Source organism: Halorussus aquaticus (genome assembly GCF_024218795.1).
Lineage (GTDB): Archaea > Halobacteriota > Halobacteria > Halobacteriales > Haladaptataceae > Halorussus > Halorussus aquaticus.
The window spans coordinates 2,829,587-2,853,012 of the sequence record NZ_CP100400.1 but is presented as its reverse complement, the minus strand read 5'-3'; the positions used below and the strand labels follow the sequence as shown (position 1 = coordinate 2,853,012).

Below are 23,426 nucleotides of genomic sequence, written 5' to 3'. Positions count from 1 at the left end.
TCCCTTTTCGTCTCCCCGGACACTCCCGTAATCAAACCTTTCGCCTCTACAGTCGTGTCTAACCGTCGTCCTCGAAATCAGTTCTCAGACACGTTCCGGCGGACTCGGTGGCTTTACCCACCTCCGGTTTCTATCCGGGGACAACATGACCGATTCACGCGATTCGGGGACCGGCCCCCGAGACCCGGACGCCCTGCTCAGGCGGGCGGGGGTCCGCGGCAACCCCGACCGCGACCAGCACTTTCTGATAGACGATAGGGTTCTCGACCGACTTCCCGACTACGCCGCGCAAGCGGGGTTCGACCTGTCTCACGTCCTCGAAATCGGGCCGGGGACCGGCGCGCTGACCGACCGACTGCTCGCGGTGGCCGACGAGGTGACCGTCATCGAGCGCGACCCGGACCTCGCGGCGTTCCTGCGCGAGGAGTTCGCCGACGACATCGCGGCCGGACGCCTGACGGTGATTTCCGGCGACGCGCTCGCGGTCGACCTGCCAGACTTCTCGGTCTCGGTCTCGAATCTCCCCTACGGCGTCTCCAGCGAACTCACGTTCCGTCTGCTCCCCCGCGGCAAGCCGACGGTCCTCATGTTCCAGAAGGAGTTCGCCGAGCGCATGGCGGCCGACGTGGGTACCGACGACTACGGCCGCCTGTCGGTGAGCGCCCAGCACTACGCCGACGTGGAAGTGGTCGAACCCGTGCCCAAGGAAGCGTTCTCGCCCCCGCCCGACGTCGAGAGCGCGGTCGTCCGAACCACGCCACGCGACCCCGACTACGAGGTCGGAGACGAGGAGTTCTTCCTCCGGTTCGTGAAGGCCGTGTTCACCCAGCGCCGCAAGACCCTCCGGAACGCGATTCGGAACACGGGTCACATCTCCGGTCTAGACGACGCCGACGCGCCCGTCGAGGCCATCGCCGACGGAAAGACGGACCTCGACCCGGACGTCCTGAGCAAACGCGCGGGCAAGATTCCGCCGAAGACGTTCGCGGCGCTGGCGACGGTGGCCGACGAGTACGGCCGCGGCGGAGGTGAGACCGAGTGAACAGCACCGACGGCGGGATTCTCGCTGCCATCGACCAGTTGGCGAACTTCACTCGGACTCAGCAGGTGGCAGCGACGGTCGGCATCCTCGTCGGTCTCGCCGTCGCGGTCTGGGCCGTCCGTCGCGTGCGGCCGGAACTCCGCAAGCGGTTCCCCCGACACGTGGGCGACGTGGTGTTGCTCGCCGCCTTCGGGACGCTCCTGTTCGGGGCGGCGGTTAGTCTGCTCGTCCTCTGGGACCGGGCGACGACCGCTACCGTCGCGCTCGACCAGATCAACGCCACCGTGGGTAAGGGCTTCAGAGTCGTGTTCGCGTTGGCAGTGGTGGCTGGTGCGTACATCGTCACCGGATTCGTCAAGAAGGCCATCGACCGGTTCACCGACGGTCACGACACGATCAGTCAGCACCAGAGCGAAATCGTCTATCGGGTCTCGCAACTCACGGTGTACGTCTCGGCCGTGGCCATCATCCTCGGAATGTGGAGCGTGGACCTCAGCGGCCTGCTGGTCGGGGCCGGGTTCCTCGGTATCGTGGTCGGGATGGCCGCCCGCCAGACGCTCGGTGCCCTGCTCGCCGGGTTCGTGCTGATGTTCTCGCGGCCCTTCGAGATCGGCGACTGGGTCGAGGTGGACGACGAGGAGGGCATCGTGACCGACATCTCCATCGTCAACACCCGCATCCAGACGTTCGCTGGCGAGTACGTGATGATTCCCAACGACATCGTGAGCGGCGAGAAGATAGTCAACAAGAGTCGGAAGGGGCGACTCCGCATCGAGGTCGAGGTCGGCGTCGATTACGAGGCCGACGTGCGGTACGCGGCCGACCTCGCCGAGGAGACGATGAAGGACTTGGACGAGGTGCTGACGGTGCCGACGCCGAAGGTCGTCCTCAAGGAGTTCGGCGACTCCGCGGTCACGCTGGTCCTGCGCTTCTGGATAGACAAACCGAGTGCGCGCAGGCAGTGGCGCGCCCGGACCGCGGTCATCGAGTCGGTCAAGGCGGCTTTCGACCGCGAGGGCGTCAAAATTCCGTACCCTCAGCGCGAACTCACCGGACGCGAGGAGTCGGGCGGGTTCCGCCTCGCCGGTGAACCCGGCATGCGTGAAGCCACCGCCGACGGTGGCCTGACCGACGACGCGTCCGACGCGAGCGAGGTGAGTCGAGAGTGACCGACCTCGCCGACCGACGCGACGTCGAAACCGAGGTGTACCAACCGGCCGAGGACTCCCACCTTCTCGCGGAGACCGCCGTCGCCGACCTCGGAGACGCCCCAAAATCGCTCGCGCTGGAGGTCGGCACCGGGTCGGGGTACGTCGCGGAGCGAGTCGCCGACGAGACCCACGCCCGCGTTCTCGGGTCCGACGTGAACCCTCACGCTTGCGTACAGGCCCGCGAGCGAGGCGTGGAAGCGGTCCGAGCCGACCTGCTCGAACCGTTCCGCTCGGACGTTTTCGACGTCGTTCTGTTCAACGCGCCCTACCTTCCGACCGACCCCGACGAGGAGCGCGACGACTGGATGGAGGTCGCGCTCTCGGGCGGCGAGGACGGCCGGGAGGTCATCGAACCGTTCCTCGAATCCGTGGGTCGAGTCCTCGACCCTGACGGAGCGGTCTACCTGCTGGTCAGCAGTCTCACTGGCGTAGACGAGGTCGCGGAGTTAGCCGCCGCCGAGGGGTTCTCCGCGGTGGCGCTCCGGGACGAGTCGTTCCCCTTCGAGACGCTGACGGTGCTGAAGCTACTCCGCTGAGGCGGTCGCGTTCACCGGGTTCGGCAACTGGTAGAGGTCTCCGGTGGTATCCTCGTTCTCGACGGTCAGCAGCAGGTGACCGTTCACCGTCACGTCGAACTGCCGGTAGTCGGTGGGCAGTCCGGTACCGAGGCGGACGTGGGTTGCGACTCGACAGCCTTCGCGGCGCGAGTCGTTCGCCGCCGCTTTGGAAACTTCCCTTCCGTCCGCGACCGTTTCGAGGGCGATTCGGTACGTCCCCGGCGTCGTCCGACTCACGTTCGCCGAGACGGTCCGGCCCGGGTCGTGGACGACGGTGGCGTTCAGCGTGACTGCGAAGGACTCGCCGACCGCGACTTCGTGGACCCATCCGCCGTGCGGGCGGACGTCGAGGCAGTCTGGACCCGACGTGCTCAGCGAGTACCCCGGCGACTCTGCGTCGGGACCGGAGTCTGCCGTTCCGACCGGCGCGCCGAACCCGGCCCATCCTATCGCCCCGGCGACGAGTCCGAGGACGAACGCGCCCGCGACTGCGGTAGTGAACTTCTCCATCAGTTAGTCGTCTGCCACGTCGCTGAAATACTTTTCTCAGTAATCGAGACGTGGCACCGCGTCGATTGTGGTGTATGGTACCACTGCACTATGATTGCGGGTAATTTCCTTAGAGGAAAATATTAAGCACCAGCATTCCGTAGGTCGGAGTACATGACCGAACACGTCGCGACGACGCCGGGGGTATACCCGCTTCCCGACTGGGCGAAAGGCGACTTAGCCGACTTGAAAGGCCACCAGAAGCACGACCTCGTCGACGGTGACGAGGGCGAAGCGGTAACCGAGGTCTACGAGCAGGCCCGCGAGGAAGTTATCGACAGCCAGCAGTCCGCCGGGCTCGACCGCGTGGTCGAAGGGCAACTCCGATGGGACGACATGCTCGCCCATCCGCTCGCAGTCCACGACTCGGTGGAGACCCGCGGCATCGTCCGGTACTACGACAACAACAACTTCTACCGCGACCCTGTCGTGACCGACGACCTGACCTTCGACGGCGACATCGCCGGAGAGTTGGACGCCGCGAGCGAGTTCGTGGACGCCGACGAGTTGCAAGCGGTCGTCCCCGGTCCCTACTCGCTCGCCGACCTCGCCACCGACGAGCACTACGGCGACGACGACGAGTTCCTCGACGCCATCGCCGACTTCCTCGCAGGCGAAGTCGAGGCGTTCCCCGAGGTGGAGACGCTGTTCGTCCTCGAACCGTCGCTGGTGGAGAACTCGCCGGACGACGGCGAGGACGAACGCGCCAGCGAAGCGGTCGATGCGGTGACGAGCGCCGCCCCGGCCGACACCGACGTCGTGGTCCACACCTACTGGGGCGCGCTGGACGAGAAGGTCCACGCTCACCTGCTGGACGCCGACTTCGACGCGCTCAGTTACGACTTCGTGAGCAACCACGAGGACAACCTGTACAACATCAACGAGTACGGCACCAAGGACTCCATCGCCGCGGGCGTCGTGGACGGCCAGAACACGCTGGTCGAAGACGCCGAGGCCATCTCCGACCGTGCCGACTGGTTGCAGGAGAACACGCCCGCGAGCGACTTCGAGACGATCTACCTGACGCCGAACACCGAACTGTTCTACCTGCCGTACTCGACGTTCGAGGAGAAACTCGCCGCGCTCGGCGAAGCGACCGACCTCGCGGAGGTGAAAGCATGACCGACACCCGAGACCAGTTCCGACCCGAGAATCACCCGACCGACCACTTCCTGCTGACGACCGTCGTCGGAAGCTACCCCAAGCCGAAGTGGGTGGACCGCGCACGCGACCTCCACGAAGACGAGGACGCCGACTTCGACGACGACGCGTGGCGGGAGGCCAAGGACGACGCCGCCCGACTCATCACAGGCGAACACGAGCGCGCCGGTCTCGACGTAATCGTGGACGGCGAGATGCGCCGCAACGAGATGGTCGAGTACTTCGCCCATCGCATCGACGGCTACGAGTTCAACGGACCGGTGAAGGTGTGGGGCCACAACACCTTCGACAAGCCCTCCGTCGTCTCGGACGTCGAGTACGACGAGACGTGGCTCGTGGACGAGTACGAGTTCACGGCCAGCGTCTCGGACCGCCCGGTCAAGGTTCCCATCACGGGACCGTACACGCTCGCGAACTGGAGTTTCAACGAGGCCTACGAGGACACCGAGGCGCTCGCCAACGACCTCGCCGACCTCGTGAACGAGGAGGTCGAGAAACTGGTCGAAGCGGGCGCTCGTTACATCCAGATAGACGAACCTGCGCTGGCCACGACGCCAGACGACCACGCCATCGTCGGCGACTGTCTCGAACGCATCGTGGACGGGATTCCGGACGACGTGCGCATCGGACTCCACGTCTGCTACGGCGACTACTCGCGCATCTATCCGGAGATTCTGGACTTCCCGGTGGACGAGTTCGACCTCGAACTCGCCAACGGCGACTACGAGCAGTTGGACGTGTTCAAGGACCCCGAATTCACGGCGGACCTCGCGCTCGGCGTGGTGGACGCCCACGTCGCCGAGGTGGAGTCGGTGCCCGAAATCAAGGAGAACATCCAGAAAGGGCTGGAAGTCGTCCCGCCCGAGCAACTGACCGTCAGTCCGGACTGCGGCCTCAAACTCCTCCCGCGCGAGGTGGCCTACGAGAAGATGGTGAATCTCGTGCGCGCCGCCCGAGAGGTCGAGCAGGAACTCGACGCTGGCGAAATCGAGGTCGAGCGGTCGGCCGTGACCGCCGACGACTGACCGATACCGACTGAATACGCCCTCGCGACGAACGTCTGCTGGCGCTCCCAGAGGTGGCTGACAGGCGGCGCGCTTGCGGACGGGAGTCCGGAACGTCGCGCGCCGCGCGACCGCAGACGCGTCCCGGCCCGGTTCAGGTCACGGGCCGGGTTCGTCCCGTCTTCGTACTTGAAACTTGGTTCTCTGAAGGGGTGTAATCTGACGGACGAGTATCCGTTCCGCCTGTCGGTACGCACTGTTGTCGTAACGGTCACCGCGCGATTGCTCGGCGGACGCGATTCGTCTTCCCTTCCGGTACTTCTCTCCACGTTCTCGTCTTCCGCGCGGTTTGCGCTTCGCCACGCGACCCGATACTAGACGCGTCACTGCCACCCGAGTACGTACGGACCAAACAGAGAGGATTCCCTCAAAGCGGAAGCGCGGCCCGAACGCGTTCGATGACGCCCGGCGTCCGGGAGTTGCGGTACCGCTCGAACACCGGGTGAAGCGCGTTCAGGAACTCCTGTTTGCTGTCGAATCGCTCGCGCTCGACCTCCGAGACGGCCTCCGAGAGCGGAACGGTGTGACCGTCCACGTCGTACTTGATTCGCGGGTCCGCCAGCGACTCCACGACTTCCGTGCCGGTCGCCGGAAAGGAGAGGTCGTCGTCGAGTTCGGCCGCCACTTCGGCGATGCCGAACTCGATGACGTCCGGTCCCTCGTCCGAGTTCGACGGCGGTGGCCTCATTCCCATGGTCGCAGGTTCAGGCTCCCGAAATGAAAAACTCACTACTCGGAATTCCAATGGATACGCACGAGACAGACGGTCTGTCGAGCGCATCAGTCGAACTACCGATTGTCGGTCGTCGTTTGGAAACGGAGCGTCCGATTCGAGTGGGTGACGGGAGAGTGGGGTCACAGCCAGAACACAGACCACCACCGACGGCCTTCTTCCCTACCGATGACTGGGACCGCAGAAGGGGGACGTCGATAGAGACGGCGTCGAACGTCCGACATCGAGGAAATGGTCGCCGCCCTCGCGCCCGCGCGGTCGGTGGAGCAGCGTCCGGCCGAACGCGGGAACCGACAGACCGGCGTCTTCGCTCGGCGACGCTGCATGGTTCCCGCCCGGAACTGACACCCGACCGATACACCGATGCCTTTCTTAACTGTCCCTCACGTAGTTACGCGCATGACAGGCGTACGAGTCGCCGGGGTCGGTCTCACCCACTTCGGCCAGCATCCCGAACGGACGGGCCGGGACCTCTTCGCGGAGGCCAGTCAGCGCGCGTTCGAGGACGCGGGCGTCCCCCGCGCCGACGTGGAACAATTGAACTACGGCAACTTCATGGGGGAACTCAGCGAGCATCAGGGCCATCAGGGACCCCTGATGGCCGAGGCCGCGGGCCTGACCGCGCCCGCGACGCGCTACGAGAGCGCGTGCGCGTCCTCGGGCGTGGCCGTCCGCGAGGCCGTCAAGGACATCCGAAACGGCGAGGCCGACGTACTGCTCGTCGGCGGGGCCGAGCGCATGAACAACCTCGGCACCGCGGGGACGACCGAGGCCCTCGCGATAGCGGCCGACGACCTCTACGAGGTCCGGGCGGGCATGACCTTCCCGGCGGCCTACGCGCTGATGGCCCGCGCGTACTTCGACCAGTACGGCGGGAGCAGGGAGGACCTCGCCGAGATAGCGGTGAAGAACCACGACAACGCGCTCGACAACGAGTTCGCGCAGTTCCAGAAGGCCATCTCGGTGGAGGACGCCCTCGACGCCCCGACTATCGCCGCCCCGCTGGGACTCTACGACGCCTGCCCCATCACCGACGGCGCGAGCGCCGCGGTCCTCGTGAGCGACGAGTACGCCGACGAACACGACCTCGACGCGCCGGTCTCGGTCACCGGGACGGGACAGGGCGGCGACAAGATGGCCCTGCAGGACAGGCAGTTCCTCGCGCGGACGCCCGCGGCCGAGCGCGCCGCCGAGGAGGCCTACGACGACGCAGGCGTCGGCCCGCGGGACGTGTCGGTCGCCGAGGTCCACGACTGCTTCACTATCGCGGAGGTCCTCGCGCTCGAAGCGCTCGACTTCTACGCGCCCGGCGAGGGTATCGGAGCGGCAGCGCGCGGCGAGACCACCCGCGACGGCGACCGGCCGGTCAACCTCTCGGGCGGCCTGAAGGCCAAGGGCCACCCGGTCGGCGCGACCGGGACCAGCCAAGTCGTGGAGATGACGCGACTGCTCCGGGGAGACCACCCCAACAGCGACGCCGTGCCCGGAGACGTCGGCGTCACGCACAACGCGGGTGGGACGGTGGCCAGTACCACGGTTCACGTGCTGGAGGTGGAAGAATGAGCGACGAAACCGGCGACGCCGAGCGCGTGCGCGACGAGGGGTTCGACGACTTCCTCGACGCTATCGAGTCGGGGGAAGGCTTCTACCTCGAATGTCCCGAGGGCCACGGATCGCTGCCGCCGCGGCGGGTCTGCCCGCACTGCGGCGCGACCGACCTCCGCGAGGCCTCGTTGCCCGAGACCGGCGACGTCGAGACGTTCACCACGGTCCACGTCGCCGCCCCCGAGTTCGTAGACGACGCCCCCTACGTCACGGCGGTCGCTGACTTCGGGGGGATTCGACTGACCGGAATCGTCCGCGGCATCGACACCGACGACGTCACGGTCGGCACCGAAGTCGCGCCCGACGTGGGCGAGACGGAGACCGCGGACGAGCGCGTGCTGATCCTCCGCGCACCCTGAGAGGAACGTCGTCACGTCCGAAATCGCGGTTTCTGTCCTCGCGGTCGTTATTCTCCCTCGGTCGGTGCTGTCGTCGCAACTACTGGCCATCACCCTTACGCATCGTTCCGTTGGCTAGCTGACTGCATGGTGGGGAGACACGAACTGACACTGCTTTTCGTGGTCGCGGCCGTCGCCGTCGCACCGATGGCGGCGCTCGGCGCGACGACGCCGACAGACAGTCGCGTGCAGGCGACGAGTCCGTCGGCCGTAGGTGGGGGACAGCTATACCAACAGGGAGAGGCCGCGTCCTGCGACTACTCGCGGCTGTACAACCAGACGATAGACTCGGTCGTCCAGATTCAGACCGCTCAGGGGAGCGGTTCCGGCTTCGTCTTCGACGCCAGTGACGCGCAGAGTTACGTCGTCACCAACCAGCACGTCGTCAACCAGACGACGAGCGTCGGCGTCCGGTTCGCCCGCGGCGAGACGCGGACCGGCACCGTGGTCGGGGCGACCCAGCTCGCGGACCTCGCGGTCGTCCGCGTGAACCAGACGCCGGGGTACGTCGAGGCGCTTCCCGTGGCGAACGCGACGCCGAATCCGGGCGACCGCGTCGCCGCTATCGGGAGTCCGTTCGGCTTAGAGACGACTATCACCTCGGGTATCGTCAGCGGGGTCAACCGAACGTCGCCGGTCGGGTTCCCGCTGCCGAACACCGTCCAAACCGACGCGCCCATCAACCCCGGGAACAGCGGCGGACCGCTCATCGCGTGCGACACCGGGTCCGTGGTCGGCGTGAATCAGGCCGGTGGCGCGGAGAACATCGGGTTCGCAATCGGCGCGTCCATCGTCACCCAAATCGTGCCCGAACTCATCCAGCAGGGCGAGTACGCGTTCCCGCTCCTCGGAGTACAGGGGGTCACACTCACCCAACCGCTCGCCGAGGCGAACGACCTCGACGTGACACGCGGCGTCTACGTGCTGGACACCATCGAGGGGACGCCCGCCGCGGAGGCGATACAGGGTGCGAACGACAGTACCGTCGTGAACGAACAGCGGATTCCCGTCGGCGGTGACGTCATCGTCGCCATCGGAAACCAGAGCGTCACGTCGCGCGAGGACCTGCTCTCGTACCTGTTCACCGAGACTCGTCCCGGCGACACGGTGGAAGTGACCCTCCTGCGCGACGGGGAACGCCAGACCATCAACGTCACCGTCACCGAGCGCCCGAGTCAGGAACAGCAGTAGTCGCGGACACTCACTCGTTTTTCGGAGGTCGTCCACAGTTCGAACGTCACTCGTAATCGCTCTCTGGCCTCCGCTGGAGACACTCTCGAGCCACGACAGCGGAATTGGCCAGCACGCTCTTGCGAGCGTTCGTCGAAGCAGGGAGCGGGATTACAGCCGATGGAGTACCACAGAATCGCGTCGCTCGGTCTCGTACTCCTCGTGGTGGGGAGTCTGGGCGGGGTCGGCGCTGCGACTTCGCTCTCGACGGACGCACAGTCTCAGTCGCACGCACTCGACGTAACTGAACGGCACGAACGTCAGGCAGGTGCAGACAGCGCCGCTAGCCGTCCGGGCGACCGAGGAACGAACGCGGCCCAGCAGGGCGGGCAGGTGAACTTGAGCGCGGTCGAGGTCCCGGCGCTCGAAGCGGTCCGACTCGCCCAGAACAGAACTGGAGGGAAGGCGGTCGTCGTGTCGCTCGGGACGCGGAACGAGACGCCGGTGTTCAACGTGAGCGTCCTTCACCGGAATCTCAGCGTCTCGCAGGTCACGGTGGACGCCACCGACGGGACCGTCACCTCGGTTCGCCCCAACACTACGGTCGTCAGAGCGCAGTTCCTCGGCGGCGAGGCGTTCGACTTCTCGAAGCTACGCACGGCGGGAGAGGCCATCAGGTTGGTCCGGAACCAGACGACCGGCACCGTGGTCAACGTGGGGCTCAGACGGGGAGAACTCGTCTACGGAGTCGCGCTCCGGACGCCCGAGGGACGCCAGACGCAGGCGCTCGTGACCGCGACGAGCGGTCCCGTTCTCGGAATCCAGACGAGGAACGCGACCACGACGCCCACGACGAACAGTTCCTGACCGCCGCATAACCTGCCGAGAATTCGCCGAAATCGTACCGAGACGGGCGACGGAACTGTAGCAACTCGTCTCTACGCTCGACCGGGTCCGGTCTCGACTTCCTCCTCGGTCAGTTCGTCCAACAGCACGTCGAGGAACGGACCCGGATGCTCGGCGTGGGGGAGTAGCTTCGCGTCGTCGAACACCACCAGTTTCGCGTCGGCGCGTTCGGCCAACGCCTCGCCATCTTCGAGCGGAGAGACCGTCGCGTCGCGTCCCCAGACGATAGTCACCGGCACGTCGAGTCTGGCGAGTTCCTCGCCCAAGTCCACGTCGGGGTCGAGGTAGCCGGAGACGAACGAGGCGGGCGCGAACCGCGCTCCGGGTTGGTGTGAGGTCTCCCACTGGTAGTCCACGTCGCGTTCGGTGTAGGAGGCCTCGGTCGAGTAGGCCTCCCGGTTGTCGAAGAAGTAGAGCGACCGCTTGCTGGTCAGGATGTTGAATAGCCCTTGCCCGACTACCGGCGACCGGAACAGCGACCGGAGCCACGTCCTGCGCGACCCGGTGTCGGCCGTGGGCGCGACGAGGACCAACCGCGAGAACACGTTGGACTGGTGTTGGGCCAGCGTCGCGTACGCGCCCGACAGCGACGTGGCCACGCAGGCGGCGTCCTCGGTTACGTCCTCGGCGAAGTCGGTGACGAAGGCGGTGTACAGCGCCGCGGAGTACGTCAGCGGCGGGCGGTCAGAGCGGCCGAATCCCGGCAGGTCCGGCGCGACGACGTGGTACGTCTTGGCGAGTTGGTCGAAAACCTGGTCGAACTCCTTGTTCGACGCCGCGGCGTGAACGCCGTGCAGGAGCAGGAGGTCGGGGTCCTCCGGGTCGCCCGCCTCGGTGTACGCCACGTCGAACCCTCGCCATCGGTAGGTCCGCTGTCGCCCGTCCAGCGCGGGTTCGAGGTCGCCCGCCTTCCAGCCCAGCAGTCGGTTGCCGAGCGCGGCGGTTCCGAGTCCGCTTGCGACTCCGACAAGCAGTTTGCGTAGCTTCATACCTGAATACTCGGCGTCAGGTAAGTTAGCCGTTGTGCCGTGGCGCACTGTGGCCCGACACAATCGCGGAGCGGTTCACCGCACCGAAACGACGTAGCCGAAAGCAGTTTTGTCTGATGTCAGGTTACGTCTCCGATACGTCTAGCTGGTCGTAGAGGAACGCCCACCTGTCGAGTTGCTCAGACACGGTCATCGAAGTCGGCTTGCCGACACCGTGGCCCGTCTCCGTCCGGGTCCGGAGGAGAATCGGCTCCTCGCCGGTGTTGGCGGCCTGCATACGGGCGGTCATCTTCCGGGCGTGACCGGGATGGACGCGGGTGTCGCCCGCTGCGGTCTCGAAGTAGACCGCCGGATACGCGCGCTCTTCGACGTTGTTGTACGGCGAGTACGCCCGGAGGTACTCGAAGGCCTCGGGGTCCTCCGGCGACCCGTACTCGACGGTCCACGACTCCCCGAGTAGGAACTCGTGGAATCGGAGCATGTCGAGCAGGGGGACGCCGCACGACGCCGCGCCGAAGAGGTCCGGACGCTGGGTGACGGCTGCGCCGACCAGCAGACCGCCGTTCGACCGGCCCATCGCCGCCAGTCTCTCCGGTCGGGTGTAGTCGGCGTCTACGAGACCCTCGGCGACCGCGTAGAAGTCGTCGAAGACGTTCTGCTTGTTCTCGCGCATGCCCTGTCGGTGCCAGTCTTCGCCGTACTCCGCGCCGCCGCGGAGGTTTGCCTGTACGTAGACGCCGCCGTCTTCGAGGAACGGAACACGGAACCGGTCGTAGCTCGGCGTGAGGTTGATGCGGAACCCGCCGTAGCCGTAGAGGACGGTCGGGTTGTCGCCGTCGCGCTCGACGCCGTCGCGGTGGACGACGAAGGCCGGGACCTCGGTACCGTCCGCGGACTCGAAGAACCGCTGTTCGACTACGAGGTCGAGGTCCGACTCGGGGTCGCGTTCGCTGATAGTGGTCGTCTCGCCGGTGTCGGTCCGGCCGTGTGCGACCCACGGCGGACGGTCGAACGTCTGAGCGCGGAAACAGAACTCCGGGGCTTCGGGGTCGCCGGTCAGGTCTCCCCGACCGACGGCGGTGTCCTCCGGCAGGTCGACCTCGCCTCGGTGGTCGCCGTCGCGGTCGTAGACGGACAGCGACGACCGGGCGTCGCGCTGGCTCTGGACGACGAGCGAATCGCCCGCCACGACCAAGTACGTCAGCGTCTCGTCGCTCTCTGGCACGAGTTCGGCGAGGTCGTCCGGGTCGGTCTCGGTCGCTGTCGCGTCGCAGGCCACCACGCGCGAACGCGGAGCCTCGTAGTCAGTCAGCATGTAGACGGTGCCGTCCGCGACGTTCGGTCGGAACGAGGCGTCGGTGTCGGCGACGAGTCGAACCAGTTCGCCGTCGGCGGGGGCGGGACCGTCCGACTCCCAACGGTACACGTCCGAGTGCGTCCACCCTGCGTGGAACGCGACGACGAGCGTGTCGTCGGTGTAGCCGAGTGACGGCCAGACGTGTTCTCCCACGTCGTCGGTGAGAACCGGATCATCGACCGCCCGGGACTCGCCAGCGTCGAGTTCGTGGTAGCGAATCTGCTTCTCCAGTTGGGTGCCTTCGTCGGCGGACCCGGAGGTGACGTAGTAGAAGTTCTCGTCCGACCACGCGAAACCTTCGGGACCCGCCCGCCCGCAGTCTCGGAGTACCTCCACTGTCTCGCCGGTCTCGGCGTCCAGCACGGTCACGTCGTACTGCTCTTCGCCGCCTTCCGCCCGCCCGTAGGCGACGAGCGACCCGTCGGGCGAGGGCGTGTACCAGTCCAATGACTCCCCGTCGGGCCACTCGTTCGGGTCGGCGAGGACGGTCGGTGCGGCGTCGAGGTCCGACCGGACGCAGAGTTTCGCGTGGTCCTCGTCGGCGGCCTCGATAGTCTGGAAGTAGCCCCGCTCGCGCGGCGTGACGACGCCGTACTCCGGGACCGCGGCCCGGGTCTCCAACCGCGGCGCGAGTTGGTCGCGGGCGTCGCTACCGAGGACTCGGTCGGCGTACTCGTTCTGACGTTCGACCCACTCGTGGACACCCTCGTTGTCGTCCTCGAGCCAGCGGTACGGGTCACGTATCTCCTCGCCGTGCATCTCCTCGACGACCTCGCGTCGCTCGGTAACGGGTGGGTCGTGCATACCACGCTTTGGGCAATGTATCGTCCTTAACGTTCCGGGAGTCTGCAGGTCGATGACGTCGGTCCGACTGGATCTCTCCGTCACTCGCGCCGAACTCGGCGCTTCTCGCACTCCGTCACCTGCAGTCGCCTTCGCAAACGAATTAACCCCCGGAGCGGAACCCTCCAACATGGTCGTTTCGAGCGCTCCGGGCAAGGTCTACCTGTTCGGAGAGCACGCGGTCGTCTACGGCGAACCGGCGGTGCCGTGCGCCATCGAGCGCCGGGCGCGAGTCACCGTCGAAGCGCGGGACGACGACCGCATCCGAGTGCACGCCGAGGACCTGAGTCTGGACGGGTTCACGGTAGAGTACAGCGACGAGAACGACGACGCGCCCGACGTGGACGTCTCGGAGTCGCTCATTCAGGCCGGAATCGGGTACATCGACGCCGCGGTCGAGCAGGCGCGCGACGCCGCGGACGCGCCCGACGCTGGCTTCGACATCACCGTCGAGAGCGACATTCCGCTGGGCGCTGGGCTGGGTTCCTCGGCGGCGGTCACCACGGCGGGTATCGACGCCGGGACCCGGGAGTTGGGCGTCGAACTCCCCGCCGAAGAGGTCGCCGAGCGAGCCTATCGGGCCGAACTCGAGGTACAAGACGGCGAAGCCTCTCGGGCCGACACCTTCTGCTCGGCGACGGGCGGCGCAGTCCGAGTCGAGGGCGACGACTGCCGGTCCATCGACGCACCCGACCTGTCGTTCGTCATCGGGTTCGACGGCGGCGAGGGCGACACCGGCGAACTCGTCGCGGGCGTGCGGGCGCTCCGCGAGGAGTACGACTTCGCGGCCGACACCGTCGAGAGCATCGGCGACATCGTCCGCCACGGCGAGCAGGCCCTCACCGAGGCCACCGGCGAGCAAGGCGGCGCGAGCGAGTCGGAGTCGCTCCGCGAAACCATCGCGGAACTCGGCGAACTGATGAACTTCAACCACGGTCTGCTCGAAGCGCTCGGGGTCTCCTCGCGGTCGCTGGACCAGATGGTCTGGGCCGCCCGCGACGCGGGCGCGCTCGGAGCGAAGCTAACCGGTGCGGGTGGCGGCGGCTGCATCGTCGCGCTGGACCCGACCGAGGGGACCGAGACCGCGCTGGAGTACACGCAGGGCTGCGAGACCGCGTTCCGTGCGCGACTCGACACCGACGGCGTGCGCGTGGAGGACGAGTAGATGGCGGGCCGCGAAACCACCGTCGTCAAACTCGGCGGGAGCGTCGTCACCGACAAGGACCGCCCCGAGGCGCTGGACGGCCCGGCGCTCGACGCGGCCGCCGACGCCATCGCCGACGCAGTCACCGGGGGCGACGTTTCGGACCTCGTCGTGGTCCACGGCGGCGGAAGCTTCGGCCACCACCACGCCAGCGAACACGGCGTCTCGAAGACCCGCGGCTCCGGAGACGCAGCGGCGGCGGTCGAGATACACGGCGCGATGAAGACGCTGAACGACTTCGTCCTCGCGCGCCTCCACGACCGCGACGTCCCCGCGGTTCCGGTTCACCCCTTCTCGGCGGCCTATCGGGACGCGGCGGCCGACCTGACGCTGTTGACAGAGCAGGTCGAGACGATGCTCGGCGAGGAGTTCGTCCCGGTTCTCCACGGCGACGTGGTGTCCCACGAGGGCGAGGGCGTGACCATCCTCAGCGGCGACGAAGTGGTCACTGCCGTCGCTACCGGTATCGACGCCGACCGCGTTGGGTTCTGTTCGACTGTTCCCGGCGTGCTGGACGACAGCGACGACGTAATTCCCGAGATTAGCACGTACGACGAAGTGGCCGAGTATCTCGGCGAGAGCGACGCGACCGACGTGACCGGCGGGATGGCCGGGAAGGTCCGGGCGTTGCTGTCGCTGGGTTCGCCAGCGACGATTTTCGGTCCCGACGACCTCCGGGACTTCCTTGCGGGCGAGGACCCCGGTACGCGAATCGACGGGCGATGAACTCGTCCCGAGTGTACTGAAGATACCCCGACGTGCGTGGCGCTGACCTTCTCTCGGTTAGCGCGGTGAATTCTGGCTCAGCTCTTTCGAGTTAGTCGGACTGGCGGTTCGCGGCCCGCACCGAGCGACCGCACGAAGCGTCCGTACCGAGTTACCTCCGTTTTCGCATTTAAACTTCGGCGAGTAGTTAGAGAGACCGGGCGAGACGGCCTATCGGTCCTTCTGCTCGTGGCTGACGGTCGTTCTCGGACTCCGAGACGGTGCCGGTCTCTACTGGATTCGTTCCGGTTCGGCTCGGTGCGTACCAACCGCAACCTTCATCACGCGATTAACTCGGTCAATCCCGGCAGTTTTTATTACCGGAGTGCGTAAAGCCCCCATAGACCGATAGCTCGGGAGTACGTGGCTGTTGCCACCCCGAGGTCCCGCCGACGGCTGCAAGACGCCGCGGACGGGACCTCGCGCCCGAGCAGGTTTACGTACGTACGGACGCCACGTGGCGTGGCTCTGCCACGAACCGACGCGGCCTTGCCGCGGGAACGGCGTGGCTTCACCACGGAAACGGCGTGGCTTTGCGTACAAAAGGTGAAACTATGGAAATCGAAATTGCAACCATCGGCGGTTACGAAGAAGTCGGACGGCAGTGTACTGCCGTGCGCGCAGGCGACGACGTTGTCATCTTCGACATGGGGCTGAACCTCTCGAAGGTTCTCCTCCACGACAACGTCGAGACAGAGAAACTGCACAGTCTGGACCTCATCGACATGGGGGCCATCCCGGACGACCGCGTCATGTCGGACCTCGAAGGCGACGTGCAGGCCATCGTGCCGACCCACGGTCACCTCGACCACATCGGTGCCATCAGCAAGTTGGCCCACCGATACAACGCGCCGGTCGTCGCCTCGCCCTACACTATCGAGTTGGTGAAACAGCAGATTCAGGGCGAGCAGAAGTTCGGCGTCGAGAACGACCTCGTGAAGATGGAAGCGGGCGAGACGATGTCCATCGGCGACTCCGGACAAGTCGAGTTGGAGTTCGTCAACGTGACTCACTCCATCATCGACGCCATCAACCCCGTCCTCCACACGCCCGAAGGGGCCGTCGTCTACGGTCTCGACAAGCGGATGGACCACACGCCGGTTCTGGGCGACCCCATCGACATGAAGCGCTTCCGCGAAATCGGCCGCGAGGGCGAAGGCGTGCTGGCCTACATCGAGGACTGTACCAACGCGGGTCGGAAGGGTCGAACGCCGAGCGAATCGGTCGCACGGCGTCACCTCAAAGACGTTATGACCTCCATCGAGGACTACGACGGCGGCATCGTGGCGACGACGTTCTCCAGCCACATCGCTCGCGTCAAGAGCCTCGTGGAGTTCGCCCAGGACATCGGGCGCGAACCCGTCCTGCTCGGCCGGTCGATGGAGAAGTACTCCGGCACCGCAGAGCGACTCGACTTCGTGGACTTCCCCGAGGACATGGGGATGTTCGGTCACCGTAAGTCCGTGGACCGGACGTTCAAGCGAATCATGAAGGAGGGCAAGGAGAACTACCTCCCCATCGTCACCGGCCATCAGGGCGAACCCCGCGCGATGCTCACCCGGATGGGCCGCGGCGAGACGCCGTACGAACTGGAAGACGGCGACAAGGTCATCTTCTCGGCCCGCGTGATTCCGGAACCGACCAACGAGGGCCAGCGCTACCAGTCCGAGCGCCTCCTGAAGATGCAGGGCGCGCGCATCTACGACGACATCCACGTCTCGGGCCACCTCCGCGAGGAGGGCCACTACGAGATGCTGGACGCGCTCCAGCCTCAGAACGTCATCCCGGCCCACCAGGACATGAAAGGATTCTCCCCGTACGTGAGCCTCTGTGAGAGTCAGGGCTACAAACTAGGCCGCGACCTCCACGTGACGAGCAACGGCAACATCATCCAACTCGCCGAGTAACATGACTGACGCGAGCGCCGAGACATTGGAAGAGCAGGTACTCGGAGCGGTCGAACACCGACGCGAAATCGTCAACGCGGCCATCGACGAGGACCTGCCGATAGACGAACCGGAGCGTCTCTACGAGGCCGTTCGGTACCTGCTCGACGCGGGCGGGAAACGCCTGCGGCCGACCGTGTTGTTACTCGTCGCCGAAGCGCTCGCGGACGTAGACGCGAACCCCGGAGACGTGGACTATCGGGACTTCCCGGACGTCAACGGTGAGGACGTGGACGTGATGGCCGCCGCGGTCAGTATCGAGGTCATCCAGTCGTTCACGCTCATCCACGACGACATCATGGACGACGACGACCTGCGCCGAGGCGTCCCCGCGGTCCACCGGGAGTACGACACCGGGACCGCGATTCTCGCTGGCGACACCCTCTACTCGAAGGCGTTCGAGATTCTCATCGAGGGCGACGCGCCCGCCGACCGCGTGGTCGAGTCGGTGGACGTGCTGGCGACGACCTGCACGAACATCTGTGAGGGGCAGGCCCGCGACATCGCGTTCGAGGGGCGAGACGACGTACTCCCCGAGGAGTACCTCCAGATGATAGAACACAAGACCGCCGTGCTGTACGGCGCGGCGGCGACCATCCCGGCCATCCTGCTCGGTGCCGACGACGAGACCATCGAGCAACTCTACCAGTACGGTATCGACGTGGGCCGGGCGTTCCAGATTCAGGACGACGTCCTCGACCTGACGGTGCCCAGCGAGAAACTCGGGAAACAGCGCGGGAGCGACCTCGTCGAAGGCAAGCAGACCATCATCACGCTCCACGCCCGCGAGCAGGGCGTGGACGTGGACGGACTGGTCGGCACCGACGACGTCGATGCCGTCACCGAGGCCGAAATCGAAGCGGCGGTCGGTCGTCTCGAAGAGGCCGGAAGCATCGACTACGCCAAGGAGAAAGCGCAGGAGTTGGTCGAGACCGGGAAGAACCGCCTCGAAGTCCTCCCCGACAACGAGTCGAAGGAACTCCTCGAAGGAATCGCGGACTACCTCATCGAGCGCGGTTACTGACCCCTCCGAATTTTCCGTCTTGTCGATGACGCAGTAGCCACGGCTAGCTGTCGTTGCGTTCATCTGTCTCTCGTCCCCTCCCTACTTGCCGTCCGTGTCCACCTGCCCGCTCAGAGGCTATCGGGACGTGTCACAGACAGAAGTCGCGCGTTAGCAGTCTGCGAGAAGCAAAGACCGGTTGGTATGAGAGAACGTGACGTCCGGAGAGCGCAGTACCAAGAGAGTCGATGAAGACGGACGGAGGGAGAAGACAGGGAAATACGGAGAACCGCGTGCGGGGAACAGCGTCAGCGGGGGACGATTCCCAGCGTGGATTGTTCGTAGCGGGGACTATTCGTCAGGAAATTCCTTGTAGTGGGTGTGTTCGAGGTACTCCTCTAGCGTCGGTTGTCGCCAGTAGCGGACGACGTCGCTTCGAGCGTCGTACTCGACGACGTCCGCATCGGCGAGACGCGGAAGGTGTTCCTCCCGGAGTTCGTCGGCAATCTCCTCTCGGAGGGACTCGGTGATCGGGTCGTCGTCGGTGCGGGCTTCCCACATCGCGACTTCGTCGGCCACCGTTTCAACGTCGGCCAACCCGTCCCCGGTTCCGAGGAGCGTGTACAGTGCGTACCGACGGCGACTCTCCGCGAGGATGTCGAAGAGCGTGTCGAACGAAGGAGTCCTGACTGCGCGACCGTTCTGGAGGGCGTGGTCGCTCTCGTTTCTCGACCGAATGGAATCGTAGTTCATGGCGGCTGACCTCCACTCGAATCGTTCGCCTGAAGGGACTAACAAACCCATGCCTCAACATTAAGGTAACCCCGAGAGAGAGTGTCAAACGCCGAATATCAACGGTTTTAGAGGTAGAACGAACGTTCACTCAACGGGTGAAGACCCTGCCGAACGAACGGTCGTTCACCCGGGCGTGAAGCGCCGAACGGACGGCCGGTACGAGCGGTCAGTTGTCGAGAAAGCTACCGACGAGTTTCCGCTGGGCGGCCCGGAGGTGCTGGTGGAGCGTCGGCGACGAGATGTCGAGCGATTCGGCGACGTCTTCGCCTGTGCTCTCGCGAGGATACTCGTAGTAGCCCGCGAAGTACGCCGCTTGGAGCGCGGTTCGCTGTTTGTCGGTCAGGTCTTCGCCGAGTCGCCGGCGGAACCCCTGCGACGTATCGACCGGTCGGTCGGCCTCCTGCTTGCTCACCAGTTCGGCGTCCGGGTACGTCGTTCGGAAGGTTTCGACGAGGTTCCGGACGTTCACGTCCGAGGACGCCTCCACGACGTACCGCGCCACGCCGTCCTCGGCCACCGCGGATTCGACGACGGTACCGGCCTCGACGAGTTGGTTGACGCCGGACTCCGGGAGGTGGAGTTCGATGAAGCTCTCGGTGTCGTCCTCGCTCACGATTCGACTCTGTTCGACCGTAGCGATGTCGTCCAACCGGTTCAACACCGTCGATGCCGACGCGCCTTCGACCGCGACGTATTCGAGCAGTCTGTCCTCGGCGACGGCGACGACGCCTTCGAGGGTGAACTTGCAGTCGAGTTCGGACGAGAGTCGGCCGAACCCGGAACTCGACCCCTCGACCCGGAACTCCAGTTCGACCGCGGTGTCCGACAGCAGCAGGTTCCGGTTCTTGACCGCGTTGATGGCGAAGGCGACGATTTCCCCGAGCGTTTCGAGTGCGGTCAGTTCGCGGTCGCTGTACGCACCGGTACACGCTCCACTGATGCCGAGGATACCGTGGTTCGTGTTCCCGTACGTCAGCGGGACGAGGACCGCGGAGGACATCTCCATGTCGAGCATCATCTCGCGCTCTCGCTCGGCGAGGAGTTCGGACTCGGCCGGGTCGCGGACGACGACCGACTCCCCATCGCGGACGACGCGCGCGAAGGAGTTCTCCTCGTCGGAGCGGGCGCTGGTCGCCGCCACGAGTCGCTCCAGTTCGCTGCGGTCGGTGCCGACGACGACGTCCGGATGCATTCGCTCGTCTTTGACCCACGGTCCGCCGGTCCACGCGAACTGGTAGAACTCCGAGTTGGCTAGCTCCTCGCAGACCGTCCGTTCTATCTCCTCGCGGGTCGCCGACCCGACCAGCGACTGGACGATGCTGTGAATCAGGCCGTTGATGCGGTTCAGACGAGTCAACGCGTCCCGACTCTCGGCGAGTCGGCGCTCGTTGTTCCGGCGGTCGGTCACGTCCCGGGCCACCCACACCACCGCCTCGCGGCCGTCGATGGTACCGCCCAGCGGTGCGACTCGGCCCTCGAACCAGCGTTCGCCCGACGCGGTCTCGGTCTCGTACTCCGTCGTCTCCACGCCGCCGGTTTCGAGCGTCTTCCGGACGAGACCGAGGAAGCGGTCGGCCTGCGACTCGGGGAAGGCGTCGTGGAGGTGCGTCCCGACTAGTCGCTCCTGTTCGACGGTCCGGAGGTCCTGCGTGTCCGGGCCGGTCATCACCTCCAGATACCGGCCGTTCTCGTCGATGACGAACGCCACGTCGGGGAACGCGTTGGTCAGTTCGCGGAGTCTGTCCACGGAGATACCCGATTCGGTCTCGACGCTGGCGGTGGCGACGGCCCGCCCGACTCGCTCCCGGAGGCGGTCGCCGCAGGTCCCTTTGGGCAGGTAGTCCGTCGCGCCCATCCCGATGGCCTCGCTGGCCACCGCCTCGCTGCCCGACCCGGTGAAGAGGACGAACGGCAGGTCCGGGTAGTGGTTCCGGACGGATTCGAGCAGGTCGAGTCCGTCGCCGTCGGGGAGGTCGTACTCGCTGACGACGCAGTCGACGCGCTCGTCGGCCGCGAGGACCTCGCGCGCGGCGGTGGCCGTCGAGACGGCCGACACCGACACGTCCTCGTCGTCCGACAGCGCCGACGGCGGGCCGTCCTCGTCCACGGAGAGGACTCGCACCGTCTTCCGCGCGCGGTCGCCCGGCGGTCGGTCCCCCGTCGGTCCGGCTTGGGTCGTTCTGTCTTCGGTCACCCGTTCGGAACGTTGTCGGTCGAGGTTCGCCCGTTCGGGGGTCTGGCGTTCGGAGGTCACTCTCTGGGTGTCCGTACGCTCCGGCGAACCTAAGGGTCCCGGTTAGTACGTCGAGGCGTTCGGGGTGAACAGAATCCGGACGAGTTTTCCCGACGACCGTCCAATCGCAACGTAATGAACGACGAACTCCGAGAGCGAATCGAGACGGAGGCAGAGAAACACGCCCTCGTCAACGCGGTCAAGCACGAGAGCGAGGCCGACGTGGGCGCAGTCATGGGACCGCTGATGGGCGAGAACCCCGACTTCCGCCAGCACGGCGACGAGATACCCGGCGTCATCGCCCCGGTCGTCTCGCGGGTCAACGAGTCGAGCGTCGAGGAGCGCCGCGAGCGACTCGCCGAACTCGCGCCCGACTGGTTGGAGGAGATAGAGAGCGAGGACGAGGGCGAGGACCAGATTCTCCCCGACCTGCCAAACGCCGAGGAGTACGACGACATCCGAATGCGCTGTGCGCCCAACCCCAACGGTCCGTGGCACATGGGTCACGCCCGGATGCCCGCGGTCATCGGTACCTACGCCGAGGAGTACGACGGCGAGTTCATTCTGCGATTCGACGACACCAACCCCGAGGCCGGAGTCGGTCGCCCGATGCTGTGGGCCTACGACGAGATTCTGGACGAAATCGACTACCTCGGCTTCGAACCCGCCGAGGTCTACCGCGCCAGCGACCGCCTCGAAACCTACTACGACCACGCCCGACGCCTCATCGAGAAGGGCGGGGCCTACACCTGCTCGTGTTCTGGCGAGGAGTTCTCCGACCTGAAGAACTCCGCGGAGGCCTGCCCCCACCGCGACAAGGACGCCGAGACGACGATGGAGGAGTTCGAGGCGATGGTCGAGGGCGAGTACGAGTCCGGCGAGATGGTCCTCCGCGTGCGCACCGACATCGAACACAAGAACCCGGCGCTGCGCGACTGGGTCGGCTTCCGCATCATCGACACGCCCCACCCGCGCGAGGAGGCCGAGGAGTACCGCTGTTGGCCGATGCTCGACTTCCAGTCGGGCGTGGACGACCACCTCACGGGCGTCACCCACATCATCCGCGGCATCGACCTGCAGGACTCCGCGAAGCGCCAGCAGTTCGTCTACGACTACTTCGACTGGGAGTACCCCGAGGTCATCCACTGGGGCCACGTGCAGGTGGACGAGTACGACGTGAAGATGTCCACCTCGACCATCCGGGAACTCATCGAATCGGGCGAACTCGACGGGTGGGACGACCCGCGCGCCCCGACCATCCCGAGCGTCCGCCGACGCGGCATCCGCGGGGAAGCCATCGTGGAGGCGATGGTCGGTCTCGGCACCTCGACGAGCAATGTGGACCTCGCGATGAGTACGGTCTACTCGAACAACCGCGAACTGATAGACGACGACGCCGACCGCTACTTCTTCGTGCGTGAGGACCACGCCGACTTCACGCTCGCCGGGGAGTTCCCGGACGCGGCCCACCCGCCGGTCCACCCCGACCACGAAGAGCGGGGCACCCGGGACATCGACCCGGGCAACCGCGTCCGCATCGAGGAGTCAGACGTGCCCGCCGACGGCGAGCGCATCTGGCTCAAGGGCTTCGGGTGCTTCCGCAAGGAAGGCGAGAAACTCGACTACGTCGGCGACGACATCACCGCGGTCCGCGAGGAGGGCGTGGACGTGATTCACTGGGTGCCCGCCGACAGCGCGACGCTGACGCAGATGCGGACCCCCGACGGCGACGTGGTCGGCTACGCCGAACCCGGATTCCGCGAGGCCGACCCCGACGAGATGGTCCAGTTCGAGCGCGTCGGGTTCGCGCGAGTGGACCGCCAAGAGGCCGACGACGAGACGGTCGTCTACTTCGCCCACGAGTAGCCGTCTCGGAACCGACGGTCGGCCGTCTC

Annotated in this window: 20 protein-coding genes; 14 read left to right on the top strand and 6 right to left on the bottom strand. The window is 66.1% G+C overall.

The genetic code is table 11. The features are described 5' to 3' along the window. Window positions 1-145 precede the first annotated feature (145 nt). From NGM06_RS14685 to NGM06_RS14675, 3 genes are read left to right on the top strand one after another with little or no spacing between them, the layout of a single operon-like run. A complete protein-coding gene (locus tag NGM06_RS14685; protein WP_254267680.1) occupies window positions 146-1,042 on the top strand; it encodes a 16S ribosomal RNA methyltransferase A in 897 nt (298 codons plus the stop codon). Continuing rightward, the gene (locus tag NGM06_RS14680; RefSeq protein ID WP_254267679.1) at window positions 1,039-2,211 is read left to right on the top strand and encodes a mechanosensitive ion channel family protein; all 1,173 of its coding nucleotides are present in this window, start codon (window positions 1,039-1,041) and stop codon (window positions 2,209-2,211) included. Before NGM06_RS14685 ends, NGM06_RS14680 begins: the two co-directional genes overlap by 4 nt. Continuing rightward, window positions 2,208-2,789 (top strand): HemK2/MTQ2 family protein methyltransferase, encoded by a 582-nt coding sequence (locus tag NGM06_RS14675; RefSeq protein WP_254267678.1) that lies wholly within the window; start codon window positions 2,208-2,210, stop codon window positions 2,787-2,789. The genes NGM06_RS14680 and NGM06_RS14675 overlap by 4 nt, the downstream gene beginning before the upstream one ends. On the opposite strand, the gene NGM06_RS14670 is transcribed toward NGM06_RS14675, so the two are convergent. Then, window positions 2,778-3,320 carry a hypothetical protein gene (locus NGM06_RS14670; protein ID WP_254267677.1) on the bottom strand — a complete coding sequence of 181 codons (543 nt, stop codon included), beginning with the start codon at window positions 3,318-3,320 and terminating at the stop codon, window positions 2,778-2,780. The genes NGM06_RS14675 and NGM06_RS14670 overlap by 12 nt on opposite strands. 153 nt (window positions 3,321-3,473) lie before the next feature. Here NGM06_RS14670 and NGM06_RS14665 point away from each other — a divergent pair, with 153 nt between their 5' ends. Beyond that, entirely contained in the window at window positions 3,474-4,481 is a 1,008-nt protein-coding gene (locus tag NGM06_RS14665) for a 5-methyltetrahydropteroyltriglutamate--homocysteine methyltransferase (RefSeq protein WP_254267676.1), read from the top strand. Further along, a complete protein-coding gene (locus NGM06_RS14660) occupies window positions 4,478-5,545 on the top strand; it encodes a methionine synthase (RefSeq protein ID WP_254267675.1) in 1,068 nt (355 codons plus the stop codon). The genes NGM06_RS14665 and NGM06_RS14660 overlap by 4 nt, the downstream gene beginning before the upstream one ends. Before the next feature lie 406 nt (window positions 5,546-5,951). Here the strand turns inward: NGM06_RS14660 and NGM06_RS14655 are convergent, their stop codons facing one another. Beyond that, a complete protein-coding gene (locus NGM06_RS14655; protein WP_254267674.1) occupies window positions 5,952-6,278 on the bottom strand; it encodes a DUF5789 family protein in 327 nt (108 codons plus the stop codon). 438 nt (window positions 6,279-6,716) lie between these two features. Between NGM06_RS14655 and NGM06_RS14650 the strand changes: the two genes are divergently transcribed. The 4 genes from NGM06_RS14650 (at window position 6,717) to NGM06_RS14635 (ending at window position 10,357) form a co-directional block, all read left to right on the top strand. Further along, window positions 6,717-7,880, top strand: coding sequence for a thiolase C-terminal domain-containing protein (locus NGM06_RS14650; RefSeq protein ID WP_254267673.1), 1,164 nt, complete (start codon window positions 6,717-6,719; stop codon window positions 7,878-7,880). Further along, window positions 7,877-8,281 (top strand): Zn-ribbon domain-containing OB-fold protein, encoded by a 405-nt coding sequence (locus NGM06_RS14645; RefSeq protein ID WP_254267672.1) that lies wholly within the window; start codon window positions 7,877-7,879, stop codon window positions 8,279-8,281. The genes NGM06_RS14650 and NGM06_RS14645 overlap by 4 nt, the downstream gene beginning before the upstream one ends. A 126-nt stretch (window positions 8,282-8,407) precedes the next feature. Then, the gene (locus NGM06_RS14640; protein ID WP_254267671.1) at window positions 8,408-9,511 is read left to right on the top strand and encodes a S1C family serine protease; all 1,104 of its coding nucleotides are present in this window, start codon (window positions 8,408-8,410) and stop codon (window positions 9,509-9,511) included. A gap of 159 nt (window positions 9,512-9,670) precedes the next feature. Then, complete coding sequence (locus NGM06_RS14635) at window positions 9,671-10,357, top strand: PepSY domain-containing protein (RefSeq protein WP_254267670.1); 687 nt, start codon at window positions 9,671-9,673, stop codon at window positions 10,355-10,357. Between the two features lie 71 nt (window positions 10,358-10,428). Here NGM06_RS14635 and NGM06_RS14630 read toward each other — a convergent pair whose 3' ends face one another. Both NGM06_RS14630 and NGM06_RS14625 read right to left on the bottom strand, forming a co-directional pair. After that, window positions 10,429-11,385: an alpha/beta fold hydrolase gene (locus tag NGM06_RS14630; RefSeq protein WP_254267669.1), complete on the bottom strand. Its 957-nt coding sequence runs from the start codon at window positions 11,383-11,385 to the stop codon at window positions 10,429-10,431. 124 nt (window positions 11,386-11,509) lie between these two features. Further along, entirely contained in the window at window positions 11,510-13,546 is a 2,037-nt protein-coding gene (locus tag NGM06_RS14625; RefSeq protein ID WP_254267668.1) for a prolyl oligopeptidase family serine peptidase, read from the bottom strand. A 52-nt stretch (window positions 13,547-13,598) separates the two neighbouring features. Between NGM06_RS14625 and mvk the strand changes: the two genes are divergently transcribed. From mvk to idsA3, 4 genes are all read left to right on the top strand, one after another. Continuing rightward, a complete protein-coding gene (mvk, locus tag NGM06_RS14620; RefSeq protein ID WP_465260981.1) occupies window positions 13,599-14,750 on the top strand; it encodes a mevalonate kinase in 1,152 nt (383 codons plus the stop codon). Further along, on the top strand, window positions 14,751-15,515 hold the full coding sequence (locus tag NGM06_RS14615; RefSeq protein WP_254267666.1) for an isopentenyl phosphate kinase: 765 nt from the start codon (window positions 14,751-14,753) through the stop codon (window positions 15,513-15,515). A gap of 593 nt (window positions 15,516-16,108) precedes the next feature. Continuing rightward, window positions 16,109-17,461: a ribonuclease J gene (locus NGM06_RS14610; RefSeq protein WP_254267665.1), complete on the top strand. Its 1,353-nt coding sequence runs from the start codon at window positions 16,109-16,111 to the stop codon at window positions 17,459-17,461. Window position 17,462: 1 nt separating this feature from the next. Then, entirely contained in the window at window positions 17,463-18,524 is a 1,062-nt protein-coding gene (idsA3, locus tag NGM06_RS14605; RefSeq protein WP_254267664.1) for a geranylfarnesyl diphosphate synthase, read from the top strand. A 330-nt stretch (window positions 18,525-18,854) separates the two neighbouring features. Here idsA3 and NGM06_RS14600 read toward each other — a convergent pair whose 3' ends face one another. Both NGM06_RS14600 and NGM06_RS14595 read right to left on the bottom strand, forming a co-directional pair. Further along, window positions 18,855-19,256, bottom strand: a complete 402-nt coding sequence (locus NGM06_RS14600; RefSeq protein WP_254267663.1) for a DUF7344 domain-containing protein — start codon at window positions 19,254-19,256, stop codon at window positions 18,855-18,857. A 208-nt stretch (window positions 19,257-19,464) separates the two neighbouring features. Continuing rightward, complete coding sequence (locus tag NGM06_RS14595; protein ID WP_254267662.1) at window positions 19,465-21,552, bottom strand: bacterio-opsin activator domain-containing protein; 2,088 nt, start codon at window positions 21,550-21,552, stop codon at window positions 19,465-19,467. A gap of 114 nt (window positions 21,553-21,666) precedes the next feature. Here NGM06_RS14595 and NGM06_RS14590 point away from each other — a divergent pair, with 114 nt between their 5' ends. Next, the gene (locus NGM06_RS14590; RefSeq protein WP_254267661.1) at window positions 21,667-23,397 is read left to right on the top strand and encodes a glutamate--tRNA ligase; all 1,731 of its coding nucleotides are present in this window, start codon (window positions 21,667-21,669) and stop codon (window positions 23,395-23,397) included. Window positions 23,398-23,426: the final 29 nt, after the last annotated feature.